This is a genomic window from Desertihabitans brevis (assembly GCF_003327535.1).
GTDB lineage: Bacteria > Actinomycetota > Actinomycetes > Propionibacteriales > Propionibacteriaceae > Desertihabitans > Desertihabitans brevis.
The window spans coordinates 1-14,855 of the sequence record NZ_QOUI01000001.1 but is presented as its reverse complement, the minus strand read 5'-3'; the positions used below and the strand labels follow the sequence as shown (position 1 = coordinate 14,855).

General features: G+C 73.9%; 15 protein-coding genes and 1 pseudogene. 6 read left to right on the top strand and 10 right to left on the bottom strand.

The window, feature by feature from the left end:
* Window positions 1–121 precede the first annotated feature (121 nt).
* On the top strand, window positions 122–595 hold the full coding sequence (locus DT076_RS19245) for a DUF2505 domain-containing protein (protein ID WP_114124632.1): 474 nt from the start codon (window positions 122–124) through the stop codon (window positions 593–595).
* Window positions 596–601: 6 nt separating this feature from the next.
* Here DT076_RS19245 and DT076_RS00075 read toward each other — a convergent pair whose 3' ends face one another.
* The 6 genes from DT076_RS00075 to DT076_RS00050 are packed head-to-tail and all read right to left on the bottom strand — an operon-like array spanning window position 602 to window position 5,749.
* A complete protein-coding gene (locus DT076_RS00075; protein ID WP_114124631.1) occupies window positions 602–880 on the bottom strand; it encodes a hypothetical protein in 279 nt (92 codons plus the stop codon).
* Window positions 877–2,544 (bottom strand): L-glutamate gamma-semialdehyde dehydrogenase, encoded by a 1,668-nt coding sequence (pruA, locus tag DT076_RS00070; protein WP_114124630.1) that lies wholly within the window; start codon window positions 2,542–2,544, stop codon window positions 877–879. Before pruA ends, DT076_RS00075 begins: the two co-directional genes overlap by 4 nt.
* 15 nt (window positions 2,545–2,559) lie before the next feature.
* On the bottom strand, window positions 2,560–3,618 hold the full coding sequence (gene ku / locus DT076_RS00065) for a non-homologous end joining protein Ku (RefSeq protein WP_114124629.1): 1,059 nt from the start codon (window positions 3,616–3,618) through the stop codon (window positions 2,560–2,562).
* A 59-nt stretch (window positions 3,619–3,677) separates the two neighbouring features.
* Window positions 3,678–4,184, bottom strand: coding sequence for a DUF6912 family protein (locus DT076_RS00060; RefSeq protein ID WP_147264018.1), 507 nt, complete (start codon window positions 4,182–4,184; stop codon window positions 3,678–3,680).
* A gap of 45 nt (window positions 4,185–4,229) precedes the next feature.
* Window positions 4,230–4,790: a histidine phosphatase family protein gene (locus DT076_RS00055; RefSeq protein WP_114124627.1), complete on the bottom strand. Its 561-nt coding sequence runs from the start codon at window positions 4,788–4,790 to the stop codon at window positions 4,230–4,232.
* Window positions 4,787–5,749: an acyltransferase domain-containing protein gene (locus DT076_RS00050; RefSeq protein WP_114124626.1), complete on the bottom strand. Its 963-nt coding sequence runs from the start codon at window positions 5,747–5,749 to the stop codon at window positions 4,787–4,789. The genes DT076_RS00055 and DT076_RS00050 overlap by 4 nt, the downstream gene beginning before the upstream one ends.
* Before the next feature lie 42 nt (window positions 5,750–5,791).
* On the opposite strand from DT076_RS00050, the gene DT076_RS00045 reads away from it, so the two are divergent.
* Window positions 5,792–7,300 (top strand): aminopeptidase P family protein, encoded by a 1,509-nt coding sequence (locus DT076_RS00045; protein ID WP_407642690.1) that lies wholly within the window; start codon window positions 5,792–5,794, stop codon window positions 7,298–7,300.
* Entirely contained in the window at window positions 7,297–8,367 is a 1,071-nt protein-coding gene (corA, locus tag DT076_RS00040) for a magnesium/cobalt transporter CorA (RefSeq protein WP_114124624.1), read from the top strand. Before DT076_RS00045 ends, corA begins: the two co-directional genes overlap by 4 nt.
* Window positions 8,368–8,379: 12 nt before the next feature.
* On the opposite strand, the gene DT076_RS00035 is transcribed toward corA, so the two are convergent.
* Complete coding sequence (locus tag DT076_RS00035) at window positions 8,380–9,393, bottom strand: hydroxyacid dehydrogenase (protein ID WP_233493538.1); 1,014 nt, start codon at window positions 9,391–9,393, stop codon at window positions 8,380–8,382.
* A complete protein-coding gene (locus DT076_RS00030; RefSeq protein ID WP_114124623.1) occupies window positions 9,390–9,893 on the bottom strand; it encodes a general stress protein in 504 nt (167 codons plus the stop codon). Before DT076_RS00030 ends, DT076_RS00035 begins: the two co-directional genes overlap by 4 nt.
* 57 nt (window positions 9,894–9,950) lie before the next feature.
* Here DT076_RS00030 and DT076_RS00025 point away from each other — a divergent pair, with 57 nt between their 5' ends.
* The 3 genes and pseudogenes from DT076_RS00025 to DT076_RS00015 all read left to right on the top strand — a co-directional run bounded on the left by DT076_RS00025 (window position 9,951) and on the right by DT076_RS00015 (window position 13,059).
* Window positions 9,951–11,270, top strand: a complete 1,320-nt coding sequence (locus DT076_RS00025) for a magnesium transporter MgtE N-terminal domain-containing protein (RefSeq protein ID WP_114124622.1) — start codon at window positions 9,951–9,953, stop codon at window positions 11,268–11,270.
* Window positions 11,245–11,742, top strand: a pseudogene (locus tag DT076_RS00020) (DUF1003 domain-containing protein); the annotation flags it as partial. The gene DT076_RS00025 and the pseudogene DT076_RS00020, both read left to right, overlap by 26 nt.
* Before the next feature lie 132 nt (window positions 11,743–11,874).
* Window positions 11,875–13,059 carry an Mrp/NBP35 family ATP-binding protein gene (locus tag DT076_RS00015; RefSeq protein WP_199538853.1) on the top strand — a complete coding sequence of 395 codons (1,185 nt, stop codon included), beginning with the start codon at window positions 11,875–11,877 and terminating at the stop codon, window positions 13,057–13,059.
* A 27-nt stretch (window positions 13,060–13,086) separates the two neighbouring features.
* Here DT076_RS00015 and DT076_RS00010 read toward each other — a convergent pair whose 3' ends face one another.
* On the bottom strand, window positions 13,087–13,524 hold the full coding sequence (locus DT076_RS00010) for a twin-arginine translocase TatA/TatE family subunit (protein WP_158547996.1): 438 nt from the start codon (window positions 13,522–13,524) through the stop codon (window positions 13,087–13,089).
* Window positions 13,525–13,533: 9 nt separating this feature from the next.
* A partial coding sequence (locus tag DT076_RS00005; RefSeq protein WP_114124619.1) for a S1C family serine protease occupies window positions 13,534–14,855 on the bottom strand: 1,322 nt, incomplete at its 5' end.

The following is a 14,855-nucleotide window of genomic DNA, read 5'->3' as shown; positions in this document are numbered from 1 at the left end:
CCGTCCGCGGGCACGGCGGCGTGCCCCCACCCCCCACACTAGGGGACGTCCGGGGGGCGTCGCGGGACGGCTGGGGGCGCTGCGCGCACCCCGACGGCACGGCACCCGGCATGATGTGGCCATGGACATCTCCACGCGTGCCGAGTTCCCCGCCGACCCCGCCGAGACCTTCACCATGCTGACCGACGAGGCCTACCTGAACGAGGTGTGCGAGGCCAGCGACGCCCGCTCCTACAGCGTCGCCGTCGACGGCACCACCACCCGCACCACCCGTGTGCTGGAGGCCCCCTCGGCCGCCGCCAAGTTCACCGGCCCCACCCTGGAGGTGGTGGAGGAGATCAGCTGGGGCGCCGCCGAGGCCGACGGCAGCCGGCGCGGCACCGTCTCGATCACCGTCCCGGGTCAGCCGGTGGTGATGAACGGCAGCGCCGTGCTCGCCCCCGGGGGTGGCGGGTCGGTGTTCGAGATGTCGGGCGACCTCAAGGTCAACATCCCGCTGCTGGGGCGCAAGCTCGAGCAGTCGGCGGCGCCGGCGGTGCTGGCCGCGGTGCAGACCCACGAGGAGGTCGGCCGCCGCTGGCTGGCCCGCGGCTGACCCGGCTCAGACCCCGTCGGCGTTCCGGTCCTGCGTCGGGACCGGGGCGCTGACGCCCGACATCGGGTCGGCGACCTCGAGCGCGACCCCCTCCTCTGCGGCGAGCTCGCGCAGCAGGTCCACCGGTGCGTCGGTCTGCACCACCTGGTGCCAGCCGCGCCCGTCGGCGGTCGGCTCCTGGCCGGCGTCGGCGGCGTAGCCGGCCGCGGTCAGCGTCGCCGCCAGCTCGGCGGCCACCGCCTCGTCGGTGGTGACCAGCCGGCCGACACCGGCCTCCCGGCTCACTCGGCCTCCCCCGGGTCGACCGCGTCCGCCGTCTCCGGTGCCATGTGCGGGTACTCCACCGTGGTCGGCGGCACCAGCGTCTCCTTGACCACCCGCGGGCTGACCCAGCGGATGAGGTTCCACATCGAGCCGGCCTTGTCGTTGGTGCCGGACGCCCGCGAGCCGCCGAAGGGCTGCTGGCCGACCACCGCACCGGTGGGCTTGTCGTTGACGTAGAAGTTGCCGGCGGTGTGCCGCAGCCGCTCGCTGGCGATCCGCACCGCGTCCCGGTCCTCGGCGATGACCGCGCCGGTCAGCCCGTACGGGGTGCCGGTGTCGACGGTGTGCAGCACCTGCTCGAAGTCGCCGTCGTCGTAGACGTGCACCGCGAGCAGCGGCCCGAAGTACTCGGTGGTGAAGACCTCCTGGGTGGGGTCGTCGGACTGCACCACGGTGGGCCGGACGTACCAGCCGGTGCTGTCGTCGGTGGTGCCGCCGGCCAGCACGTCGACCGCCGGGTCGGCGTGCGCCCGGCGCAGCGCCTCGTCCAGCCGGGTGAAGGCGCGCTGGTCGATCACGGCGGAGGTGAAGTTGCTGAGGTCGCGGACGTCGCCGACGGTCAGCTCCTCGGTCTGGGTGAGGAGGTCGTCCCGGATCCGCTGCCAGACGCTGCGGGCGACGAAGGCCCGCGAGGCCGCCGAGCACTTCTGCCCCGAGTACTCGAACGCGCCGCGGACCAGCGCGGTGCGGGCCACGTCGACGTCGGCACTGGGGTGCACCACCACGAAGTCCTTGCCGCCGGTCTCGCCGACGACCCGGGGGTAGCTCGCATAGCCGGCGATGTTCTCCCCGATGGTGCGCCACAGGTGCTGGAAGGTGGGCACCGAGCCGGTGAAGTGCAGCCCGGCCAGCGACGGCTCGGCCAGCACCACCTCCGAGACGGCCAGGCCGTCGCCGGGCAGCATGGTGATCACCCCGTCCGGCAGCCCGGCGGCGGTGAGCAGCTCCATGGTGAAGGAGGCGGCCAGCTGCTGGGTGGGGCTGGGCTTCCAGATCACGGTGTTGCCCATCAGTGCCGGCGCGGTCGGCAGGTTGCCGGCGATGGCGGTGAAGTTGAACGGGGTGACGGCGTAGACGAAGCCGTCCAGCGGGCGGTAGTCGACCCGGTTCCACACCCCCGGCGAGGACACCGGCTGCTCGGCGTGGATCCGTTCGGCGAAGGCGACGTTGAAGCGGAGGAAGTCGACCAGCTCGCAGGCGGAGTCGATCTCGGCCTGCTGCACCGTCTTGCCCTGGCCGAGCATGGTGGCGGCGTTGAGGGTGTCACGCCACGGCCCGGCCAGCAGCTCGGCCGCGCGGAGGAAGATCGCGGCCCGCTCGTCCAGGCTGGTGCGGGCCCACGCCGGCGCGGCGGCGGTGGCGGCGCGGACGGCGTCGCGGGCGTCGGTCTGGTCGCTGTGCCGGGCCCGTCCGAGCACGTGGTGGTGGTCCGAGGGCATCGTCACCTCGAACGCCTCGCCGCCGCCGAGCCGGCGCTCGGGCCCGATCGCGGCGGTCAGCTCGACCGGGCCGGCCGCCACCAGCTCCTCCAGCCGGCGCACCAGGCTGGCCCGCTCCGGCGACCCGGGCGCGTACCCCCGGACGGGCTCGTTCACGGCCGGCGGGACGGTGGTGCGCGCATCCATGGCCGCGACCCTAGCTCAGCTGGCCTTCTTCGCCGCCGTCGTGCTCTTGCGGGTGCCGGTCTTCTTCGCCGCGGGCTGGGCGGTCTTCGCGGCCGCCGTCTTCTTGGCCGTGGTCTTCGCCGCCGTGGTCTTGGCCGCCGTCTTCTTCGCCGGGGTGGTCTTCTTCCCGGTGCCGCCGCCGGACGACGCCGACTTCCGGGTGCTCGTCCGGCTCCCGCTGCCCCGACCACCGGAGGCGCCGGTCTCGGGCTCGGCCGCGGCGGCACCGTCGCCGGCGGACCCGCCGCCACCCTCGCGCCGCTTGCGGGCCGCCTCCACCGAGGCCCGCAGCGCGGCCACCAGGTCGACCACCTCGGCCTCCCCACCGGCGTCGGCCTCCTCGGTCGGCATGGCCTGGCCGCTGAGCTTGGACTCCACCAGCGTCTCCAGCGCCTCGCGGTAGGCGTCGGTGTACTGCTCGGGCTCGAACGGGCCGGAGAGGGCGTCGATGAACGAACCGGCCATGGTGATCTCGGCGTCGCTGACCGAGATCTCCTCCGACGGCGCGGCGAACTCCCCGCTGCGCAGCTCGTCGGGCCACAGGATGGTGTGCATGAGCAGCAGGTCGTCCTTGGCCCGGATCATCGCCAGCGTCTCCCGCGAGCGCAGCGCCACCTTGACGATGGCCACCCGTCCGCTCTGCACCAGGGCGTCGCGCAGCAGCACGTAGGGCTTCGCGCCGGGGCCGTCGGCCTCGAGGAAGTACGTGCGGTCGATGTAGGTGGGGTCGACCTCCTCGGCCTCGACGAACTGCACGACGTCGACGGCCTTGGTGGTGCGCAGCGGCAGCTGGTCGAAGTCCTCCTTCTCCAGCACCGCCAGCCGGCCGTCGGGGGTCTCGTAGCCCTTGGCGATCTCGGCGTAGGGGATCTCCTTGCCGCACACGTCGCAGACGCGCTTGTACCGGATCCGGCCCCCGTCCTCGGGGTGGACCTGGCGGAAGGAGATGTCCTTCTGCTCGGTCGCGCCGTACAGCTTGACCGGGATGCTGATCAGCCCGAAGGAGATCGCGCCCTTCCAGATCGAACGTGGCATGGGCTCAGTCTGGCACCCGGCACCCCCGCTGTCTGCGGCACGGCGCCGGGGCCGCCGGCTCAGCGGGCCAGCACCGCCGAGACGGCCTCCAGCTCGGTGGGCAGGTACCACAGCAGGGGGTGCTCGGCGAGCAGCTCGGCCACGGGACCCGGGCGCTGCGGCTCGGCGAGGGCGACCGGGTCGTCGGCCAGCACCGACCGGGCCCGCTCGACCGCCGGTCGCGCCTCGGCCTCGTCGACGAAGACCGCGGTCACCTGCTCCCAGTCGAAGGGCCGCAGCCGGACCAGCCCGCTGCGCTCGTCCACCACCTCGACCGCCTCGGCGTCGGCGTCGACGGCCAGCACCACCCGCTGGGCGGCCCCCTCGAGCAGGCTGTCCAGCGAGGCGAGCTCCTGGGCGAGGTAGTCCAGCTCCTCGGTCGCGCCGGCGGCCAGCCCGTGGCCGCGGGCCAGCGCCCCGGTGGCCGTCCGCCCGCCCAGCTCCTCCAGGGTGCCGGCCGCGGCCAGCAGCTCCAACCGCTGCGGCACCGTCGCGCAGAACACCATCCGCCGTTCCCGTCCTCGCACGGTCGGCCAGCCTAGTGCGGTCAGCCTAGTGCGGTCGGGCCGCGGTCAGGCGTTCCAGCTGCGCAGCGCCGGCAGGCCCTTGTGCTCGCCGAGCACCGAGACGGTGCCGGTCTCGAGCGGGAAGGAGTCCCCCCGCTCCAGCGGCAGCTCCAGCCAGAGCAGGGCCAGCGCGCGGGAGGCGTGCCCGTGGCCGAAGCAGATCGCCCGCTCCACCCCGCTGCTGCGCACCCGCTCGATCACGCGGCCGAGCCGGACCGTGATCTGCTCGGCGGTCTCCCCGCCCGGGGAGGGATGCGTCCACACCGTCCAGCCGGGGACGTCCTCGCGGATGGTCGCGCTGGTCAGGCCCTCGTAGTCGCCGTAGTCCCACTCGACCAGGTCCCCGGTCAGCTCCACCTCGTCGAACCCGGCCAGCCGGGCGGTCTCGGTGGCGCGCGAGCGCGGGCTGGACAGCACCAGCCCGAAGTCGATCCCCGCCAGCCGCGGGCGGACCGCCTCGGCCTCCTGCCGTCCGACGTCGGTCAGCGCCAGGTCGGTGGTGGACGTGTGCCGGCCGTCGCGGCTCCACTCCGTCTGCCCGTGCCGCACCAGGTAGAGCTCGGTCATCGTGCCTCCGGGGTCGGGTCGGACGGGCGACGGTCAGGGAGGTCCGCGTGGCCCTCGACGCTGCGCCAGCCACGGCCGTCGCGGATCCGCTGCACCACCAGCCGCTGCAGGCTGGTCTGCTGGGGCAGCGTGTCGAGGTCGACGTCGCCGCGCCGGCGGAAGGTGAAGAAGAGCGCGTCGCCGTTCCCGGGCCAGCTGCGCCCGGTCGGCGTCCAGCGCTGCTGGAAGGCGGCCATGTTGGAGCCGGGCAGCCCCTCGGCCAGGGCCGGGTCGAGCAGCCAGGAGGAGCAGTGCAGCGCCTCGACCCGGTGGTCGGGGTGGTGGCGGGCGAAGAAGTCGCGGGCGCGGGCGAAGGAGTCGTCGACGACGTCCGCGCTCAGCGGTCCGCTCTCGGGGATGTGCACCGACAGCACCCACCGGCCGGGTTGGACGGTGCCCGTCCCGTCGGTGCGCTGGCGCAGGTTGAGCTGGAGCCGCCCGAGCCAGTGCAGGGCGCCGGACCAGGCCCAGGTCAGCCACTCGTGGGTGTGCAGGCCGAAGGCGCCGAAGGTGCGCCGGTGCACCCACACCTGCTGGCCCAGGTCGGACAGCGTGCGCCAGGTCTGCTCCTCGCCGATCCCGTGCCGCTCGTGGAACGCCCGGACCTCCCCGGTCGCGGCCAGCAGGGCCACCAGCGCCAGCCCGGCCTGCACGGTCGTGCCGTCGGGACGGGTCAGGTCGAGCCGGGCGGGGTCGTCGCCGAAGACCGACCCGCGGGTCTCGGCGAAGTCGCCGACCACCCCGGCCAGGGCGGCCAGGTGGTCGGCGACGACGTCGCGGGCGGCCGGGTCGCTGAGCACCTGCTCGACGAGTGCGGCGGTGTCGGCGGCGTCGTCGGGACGCAGCCCGAGCCGCTCGGCCAGCCGCGGGGCCGTCCATCCGGCCAAGAGGTCGTCCAGGTGGTCGGTGGAGACGCGCACGCGCCCACTCTAGGGGGAGCCGGCGGTGGCAGAATGCCGGGAGTGAGCGAGAAGCAACCGAAGCTGCCCAACCGCCAGACCCCCTTCTCCGACGCGTTCAAGGCGTTCATCCCCACCGGGTGGGCCCCCTACGACGCCACCCCGAAGGACCGGCTGCCCGCCTCGGTGGCCGCCGAGGACCGGCGCGCCGCGCTGTCCCGGCTGTTCCCCGGTGAGCGGCTGGTGGTGCCGGCCGGCGGGCTGAAGGTGCGCTCCAACGACACCGACTACCGCTACCGGCCGCACTCGGCCTTCGCCCACCTGACCGGTCTGGGCACCGACCGGGAGCCGGACGCCGTGCTCGTGCTCGAGCCGGCTGCTGATGGCGACGGCCACGAGGCGGTGCTCTACTTCATGCCGCGTGCCCCGCGGGAGGCCGAGCAGTTCTACGCCGACGCCCGCTACGGCGAGATGTGGGTCGGGCAGCGGGAGTCGCTGGAGGAGATGGAGCAGCTCACCGGGCTGCGCTGCGTGCCGGTCGGCGAGCTGGCCGAGGCGCTGGCCAAGGAGGCCGACAGCGTCCGGCTGCGGGTGCTGCGGGAGGCCGACCCGGCACTGGCCGCCCAGGTGGACGCCATCCGCGAGCGCTCCAGCCAGCAGCAGGACCAGACCGAGCAGACCGAGTCCGCCCAGCAGGCCGACGAGGAGCTGGCGGTCGCGCTGAGCGAGCTGCGGCTGGTCAAGGACGCCTTCGAGGTCGAGCAGATGCGCACCGCCTGCGCGGTCACCGCCGAGGGCTTCGAGGCCGTGGTGGCCGCGCTGCCCGAGGCGGTCCGGCGCGGACGCGGGGAGCGCTGGGTGGAGGGCGTGTTCGCCCTGCACGCCCGCCACGCCGGCAACGCCGTCGGCTACGACACCATCGCCGCGGCCGGCGACCACGCCAACACGCTGCACTGGATCCGCAACGACGGCGAGCTGGCCGAGGGCGACCTGCTGCTGCTGGACGCCGGCGTCGAGCTGGACACCCTCTACACCGCCGACATCACCCGCACCATGCCGGTCTCGGGCCGTTTCACCGACGCCCAGCGCAAGGTCTACGAGGCGGTGCTGGAGGCCCAGGAGGCGGCGATGGCGGCCGCCCGCCCGGGGGTCACCTTCAAGAGCGTGCACGCGGCGGCGATCGCGGTCATCGCCCGCCACCTCGAGGAGTGGGGGCTGCTGCCGGTCAGCGCCGAGGAGAGCCTCGGCCCCGACGGCGGTCAGCACCGACGCTGGATGGTGCACGGCACCTCCCACCACCTCGGCATCGACGTGCACGACTGCGCCCAGGCCCGCACCGAGCACTACCGCGAGGGCACCCTGGCCGAGGGCATGGTCATCACCGTGGAGCCGGGGTTGTACTTCAAGAGCACCGACCTGCTGGTGCCGGAGGAGCTGCGCGGGATCGGGGTCCGGATCGAGGACGACATCCTCATCACCGCCGACGGCTGCGAGAACCTCTCGGCCGCCCTCCCCCGCACCCCCGACGAGGTCGAGTCCTGGATGGCGCCGCTGCTGGAGCGGGGGCGGTGAGCTCCCCGGCCCGGACACCGCGGCTCCGGCAGACCGCCGCGACCGCCCCCGCATCCGGGCCGGGACGCACCCCCGACGGCGTGGTGGCCTGGGGCTGGTACGTCGACGGTCGGCTGCAGGACTGCGCGGACCTGGCCGAGGCGACGGCGCACGCCCAGCAGGGGCACGGGTTCGTCTGGCTGGGACTGCACGAGCCGGGCGACGCCGACATGCAGACCTTCGCCGAGCAGTTCGACCTGCACCCGCTGGCGATCGAGGACGCCGTCGAGGGCCACACCCGTTCCAAGGTGGAGCAGTTCGGCGACACCGTCTTCGTCGTCGCCTCCACGGTCGCCTACGTCGACCACGAGGGCGAGCTCACCGCCAGCTCCGAGCTGGTCAACACCGGCCAGATCATGGTCTTCTGCGGCCGGCACTTCGTGATGACGGTCCGCAGGGGCGGCCACGGCCACCTCGGCGACCTCCGGCGCCGGGTCAACACCGACCCGGGTCTGCTGGCGCACGGTCCCACCTCGGTGCTGTACGGCGTCCTCGACCTCGTCATCGACACCTACCTCGAGGTCGTCGCCGCCATCGAGGAGGACGTGGACGAGGTGGAGGAGGCAGTGTTCTCCCCCGACAGCCGCGACGACGTCAACCGCACCTACCGGCTCAAGCGGGAGCTGATCGAGTTCAAGCGGGCGGTGGTGCCGCTGGGCGCCGCCCTGCAGGCGCTGGCCACCCGGGAGGAGCTGGCCCTGCCGCCGGAGTCGCGGGCCTACTTCCGCGAGCTGGCCGACCACCACGTGCAGGCCAAGGAGTCCATCCTCAGCTTCGACGAGGTGCTCACCTCGATCCTGCAGTTCGCCCAGGCCCGGGCCAGCACGGTGGACAACCAGGACATGCGCCGGCTGTCGGCCTGGGTGGCGATGGTGGCCGTGCCCACCCTGATCGCCGGCGTCTACGGGATGAACTTCACCTTCATGCCCGAGCTGGGCTGGCGGTTCGGCTACCCGATGGCGCTGGCCCTGATGGTCGGCTCGGTGCTCGCGCTGCTGGTCTACTTCAAACGGAAGCGCTGGCTGTAGGCCGTCGGCGTCTCAGGCGCTGCGGGCGAGCTCGCTGCGCCGCACCGGACGGGCCAGCGGCTCGCCGCGGGTCAGCCGCTCCAGCTCCTGCAGCGCCCCGTCGGTCATCCGGCGCGCCTCGGTGTCCAGCGAGCCGGCCACGTGCGGGGTGAGCATCACGTTGGGCAGGTCGTACAGCGGGGAGTCCGCCGGCAGCGGCTCGGGGTCGGTGACGTCGAGCACGGCGTGCAGCCGGCCGCTGACGCACTCCCGCTCCAGCGCGGCGGTGTCGATCAGCGCCCCCCGGGCGGTGTTGATGACGGTGGCGTGGTCGGGCAGCGCGGCCAGCTGCTCGGCCCCGACCATGTGCCGGGTGCTGGGCAGGTCGGGGGCGTGGATCGACAGCACGTCCAGCCGCGGCAGCATCTCGGCGAGCCCGACCAGGCTGGCGCCGGCCGCGCGCACCTCGTCGGGGTCGGCGTAGGGGTCGCAGACGAGCACCGTCGGGTCGTGCAGCTGGCGCAGCAGGGCCGCCACCCGGCGTCCGACCCGGGAGAACCCGACCAGCCCGATGGTGAGCCCGGAGTTGCTCAGCCGGCCGCGGGCGTGCCGGTAGGACCAGTCGGTGCGGGAGGTGCGGGCGTCGGCGGCCAGGAACGGCGCCTTCTTGCCCGCCATGATGATCGCAGCCAGGGTGAACTCGGCCACCGGCTCGGCGTTGAGGTCGGCGCTCGTCGACACCTCGACGCCGCGCTCCCACAACGCGTCGGTGACGAATCCGCGGACGCTGCCCGCGCAGTGCAGCACCGCCCGCAGCCGCGGCATCCGCTCCAGTGCGGCGGCGTCGAGGACCGGTGCGCCCCAGCCGGTCAGCAGCACCTCGGTCGCAGCCAGGTCGGCGGCCGCGGCGCTGTCGAGGTCGGGCACCCACGGCTCGGCCGGCACCGTGGCCAGGGAGCGGAACCGGGCCACCCGGGCGTCGTCGAACTGCATCTCCCAGGCCCGGCGGCCCATCACCGCCAGGGCCCGTGGCGCGGCCCCGCTCACTCGAAGGCCCGGGCGCGCTCGCCCGGCATGGTGTCGAGCAGCTCACGCGCCTGCTGGGCCACCTTGTGCTCGCACATGAGCTCGTAGCGGGTGGCGACGGTCTGGCTGAGCGACTCGAAGTCGCGGCGCCCGCCGCTGAGGCCGTAGGCGACCGCCTGCATGACCACGTTGAGCACGATGCCGAGCAGCACCGCGACCAGCACCACCACCAGCGCGTTCGGCGACGGGACGAACAGCATGAACAGCAGCCCGAACAGCAGACCCACCGAGATGCCGGCGGTGACCCCGCGGAGGATCACCGAGCCCCAGGTGCGGCGTCCGGTGACCCGCTCGACCGACTTGAGGTCGGTGCCGACGATGGCGAGGTTCTCCACCGCGAACTTCTGGTCGGCCAGGAAGTCGACCGCCTTCTGGGCCTGCGCGTACTCGTCGTAGATCCGCACCGACTGGGGGAACTTGAGCTTGAAGAGCGAGCCCATCGACGGCTGGTTCAGCGACATGCGGTCAATCTAGCCGACCGCTCTGCCGGCCGGCTGGGGCGAGATAGTGTCCTGGACGTGAGTGGCTCCTCCGTCTTCATCTCGCGGATCCGCGGGCTGCCGGTCGTGGACACCGACGGTGACCAGATCGGCAAGCTGCGCGACGTCGTGGTGGGGTTCCGTCCGGGCGGGCAGGCCCCTCGGGTGCGCGGTCTGGTGGTCGAGCTGTTCGCCCGCCAGCGGATCTTCGTGCCGATGCTGCGGGTGCACTCGGTCGACGCGGTGCAGGTGGTCATCTCCGGCGTGGTCAACACCCGCCGCTTCTCCCGCCGCGACGCCGAGACGCTGGTGGTCGACGACCTGGTCGACCGGCCGGTGCGCCGTCGCGGACACCCCGAGCCGCAGGTGGTCTACGACGTCTCCATGCGCGAGGTGCGCAACCGCGAGTGGGAGCTGGCCGAGGTGGCGGTGCGCGAGCGCTCCGGCGGCCGCTTCCGCCGGCGCAGCCACGTCACCATCGTCGACTGGCGCGACGTCGTGGTGGGCGGCCAGCAGCACGGGCAGGAGACCGAGCAGCTGGTGGCCCGGATGGAGGAGATGAAAGCCGCCGACATCGCCCGCGAGCTGCACGACCTGTCCCCCGCCCGCCGCGCCGACGTGGTCCGCGCGCTGTCGGACGAGGTGCTGGCCGACGCCCTGGGCGAGCTGCCCGAGGACGAGCAGGTCGAGCTGATCTCCTCCCTGGAGACCGAGCGCGCCGCCGACGTGCTGGAGGAGATGGACGCCGACGACGCGGCCGACCTGATCGGCGAGCTGGCCCCTGACCTCGCCGAGCGGCTGCTGGGCGAGATGGAGACCGAGGACGCCGAGGACGTCCGGCGCCTGCTGCGCTACGAGGAGTCCACCGCCGGCGGTCTGATGACGCCGGAGCCGGTGATCGTGGCCACCGGAGCCACCGTGTCGGAGGCGCTGGCGCTGGTGCGCGCGGAGGACCTGACGCCGGCGCTGGCGAGCATGGTCTACGTCTGCCGCAGCCCCTACGAGACGCCGACCGGGCCGTTCGTCGGCGGGGTGCACTTCCAGCGGCTGCTGCGCGAGCCGCCCTCGACGCTGGTCTCGGCGCTGGTCGACTCCGACCTCGAACCGCTGCAGCCGGGATCGACGCTGGCCGAGGTCAGCCGCTACTTCGCGACCTACAACCTGGTCTGCGCGCCGGTGGTCGACCCCGACAACCACCTGCTCGGCGCCGTCACCGTCGACGACGTGCTGGACCACATGCTGCCCGCGGACTGGCGCGGCGACCAGATGGACGGGATGACGCCGGTGGACGACGAGGCCGCCCCGGCCGGACCTGCGGGAGGGAGGGCCATCGATGGCCAGAAGGACCGGCTCGGCTGACCGGTTGAACACCCCCGGACGCCGTCGGCGCAGCCTGCTGCCGCGGTTCCGGCTCGACCAGGACGCCTTCGGCCGCTTCGCCGAGGGCTTCGCCCGCTACATGGGCACCGCGCGCTTCCTCGCCTGGATGACGGTGATCATCATCGTCTGGCTGGTGTACAACCTGACCGCCGGCGAGACCGCACCCGACCCGTTCCCCTTCATCTTCCTCACCCTGCTGCTCTCGCTGCAGGCCTCCTACGCCGCCCCGCTCATCCTGCTGGCGCAGAACCGCCAGGAGGCCCGCGACCGGATCAGCCTGGAGGACGACCGCCGCCAGGCCGCGCAGTCCCGCGACGACATGGACTTCCTGGCCCGCGAGATCGCCGGGCTGCGGATGAGCGTGGGCGAGCTGGCCACCCGAGACTTCATCCGCGCCGAGGTCCGCAACGAGCTGCGGGCGCTGCTGGCCGAGCTCGACGCCGAGGACGCCGAGCGCGCCGAGGGCGGCCAGCCGCGGTCCAAGGGTGGGCGCAAGAAGGGGCGGAAGAAGGACGCCGCCCGCGCCGGTGAGGAGCCGGAGGAGGGATTCGGGACGGGGAGCACCGGCGGGTAGCCTGGCTCGGTGCCCGAGCGTCTGACGAACTCCCCCGACCACCCCCTGCTGCCCGCGATCGACCGGGCCCTGGCGACGGTCCAGGACCCCGAGATCAAGCGACCCATCACCGAGCTGGGGATGGTCGCGGCCGTCGACGTCGACGCCGACTCCCGGGTGCGGGTCGAGGTGCTGCTGACCATCGCCGGCTGCCCGCTCAAGGGCACCCTGACCCGCGACGTGACCGAGGCCGTCGGGGCCGTCCCCGGGGTCGCCGCGGTGGAGGTCGAGCTGGGCGTGATGAGTGCGGAGCAGCGGGCCGAGCTCAAGCAGCTGCTCACCGCCGGCCAGGGCGACCGGGAGATCCCGTTCGCCCGTCCCGACAGCCTCACCCGGGTGATCGCGGTCGCCTCCGGCAAGGGCGGGGTGGGCAAGTCCTCGGTGACGGTGAACCTGGCGCTGGCGCTGGCCCGCCGCGGCCTCAGCGTGGGGGTGCTGGACGCCGACGTCTACGGCCACTCGGTGCCGGCCATGCTCGGCGTCGCCGACTCCCGCCCCACCTCGGTGGAGGAGATGATCCTGCCGGTCCCGACCATGGGGCTGAAGGTGATGTCGATCGGCATGCTGAAGCCGCGGCGCGACCAGGTGGTGGCCTGGCGCGGGCCGATCCTGGACCGGGCCATCCAGCAGATGCTGGCCGACGTCTACTGGGGCGACCTGGACCACCTGCTCATCGACCTCCCGCCCGGCACCGGCGACGTGGCCATCTCGCTGGGCCAGAAGCTGCCCAACGCCGAGGTGCTGGTGGTGACCACCCCGCAGCAGGCCGCCGCCGAGGTGGCCGAGCGGGCCGGGACGATGGCCTCGATGATGAACCAGCGGGTGGTGGGCGTGGTGGAGAACATGTCCGGGCTGGTGCTGGACTGCCCGCACTGCGGCCACAGCCACACCACCGACGTCTTCGGCACCGGGGGCGGTGAGGAGGTGGCCGCCGCGCTGACCACGCGGATCGGCTACGACGTGCCGGTGCTGGCGCGCGTGCCGCTCGACCCGAGGTTGCGGGTGGGCGGTGACGAGGGCTCCCCCGTGGTGGCCGAGGCCGACCCGGACCCGCGCGGAGCGGCCGCGCAGCTGCTCGCCCTGGCCGACCGGCTGGCCTCGCGCTCGCGCCCGCTGCAGGGTCTGCAGCTGGGGCTCAGTCCCGTCGGTCGCTGACGCCCGGGCCTCGTCGGTCGGGGCGGCTCAGGTGGCGTCGGGGTCGAACGGGGCCCCGGAGCGCACCGGCGCCTGGGCCGGCGGGCGGCTGCCGTTGCCGGCCGGGGCGTCGTCGCGCAGCCCGTCACCGGCGCTGCGCAGCTCGTCGCGCACGCTCGCGAAGTCGGCAGTGGTGTCGCTGAAGGTCGCCTTGGTGGCGCTGATCTCACCCTTGACGTCGGCGGTGATCGGATCGAGCTGCTCGTCGATCTTGCGCCGGATGAAGCCCTTGGGGTCACGGATGTCGAAGTCCTCGAAACCCGGCCCGAGCTCGGTCTGGATCTGCTGCTGGGCGTTGTTGGCGATGTTGCGCAGGTAGTTGATCACCCGCGCCGCCTTGCGCGCCAGACCGGGCAGCTTGTCCGGCCCGAAGAGCAGGATCCCCAGGATGACGAGCACCAGGGTCTCCCACGAGAACAGGTTCACGCGCAGACCCTACCCAACCTGCCCGGCCAGCTCGACCTCCACGTCGAGAGCCCGGGACCCCCGTCGCACGCTCAGCGTGATCAGCTCCCCGGGGCGCCGGCTGCGGATGTCGACGATCAGCTCGACGGTCTCGCCGACCCGCTCGCCGTCGACGGCCTCGACCACGTCGCCGACCCGCAGCCCGGCCTCCTCGGCGGGCCCGCCGGGCACCAGCTCGACGAGCTCGACGCCCTCGCCACCGGGCTGGGTGCGGACGTCGGCCCCGATCACCGGGTACTCCGCCTCGCCGTCTCGGACCAGCAGCGCGCCGATCTCCATCGCCTGCTGGATCGGGATGGCGAACCCGACCCCGATGTTGCCGCCGACGGTGCCCTCCTCCGCACTGCCGCCGAGGCTGAGGATGGCCGAGTTCACCCCGATCACCTGGCCCGAGCTGTCCACCAGCGGGCCGCCGGAGTTGCCCGGGTTGATCGGGGCGTCGGTCTGGATGGCGTTGATGTAGGCGGTGGCGCCCTGGGCGTCCTCGCCGCCGCCGACCACCACCGGACGGTCGACGGCGGAGACGATGCCCTCGGTGACGGTGCCGCCGAGCCCGAGCGGTGAGCCGACCGCCACGGCGACCTCGCCGATCTCGACCTGCTCGGGCGGGCCGACCGTGACCGGCACCACCGGCGCCTCGTCGGCGTCCTCCACCCGGATCACCGCCAGGTCGTAGCCGGGGCTGCGGCCGAGGATCTCGGCCTCGGCGCGGGTGCCGTCGTCGAAGACCACCCGCACCCGCCCGGACCCTCCGGCCGCCGGCTCCACGACGTGGTCGTTGGTCATGATGGTGCCCTCGGCGTCGATGACGAAGCCCGACCCGGTGGCCTGCCCGGCCTCGATGGTCACCGTGCTGGGCAGCACGGCCGCGGCCACGGCGACGGTCGGCTGCTGCGGCGTCGATCCGGACGGCCCGGGGGCGGGCGGCGGCACCGGCACGGACGGGGCCGGGCTGGCGGCCGGCTCCCCGACCAGCTCCGCGCCCAGCACCGCACCGCCCACCCCGGCCGCGCCGCCGACGAGCGAGGCGACCAGCGCGGCCAGCAGCACGGTGCCGGCCCGGCCGCCACGCTGGGGCTGCGGGGTGCCGGCTGGTGTGGTGCGCACCGGCGCGGAGGTCAGCGGGCCGGGTGGCGGCCAGGACGGGCTGGGCGGGAGCTCCCGCGGCGGCGCACCGGCGCCCGTGGTCGGGCCCAGCACCGGGCGGCCCAGCGGCTGGGCCCAGTCGTCGGGACGGCCGTGCGCACCGATCCCCGGCCGGGGCTGCGGCCCCCAGCCCGGCAGCGCACCGG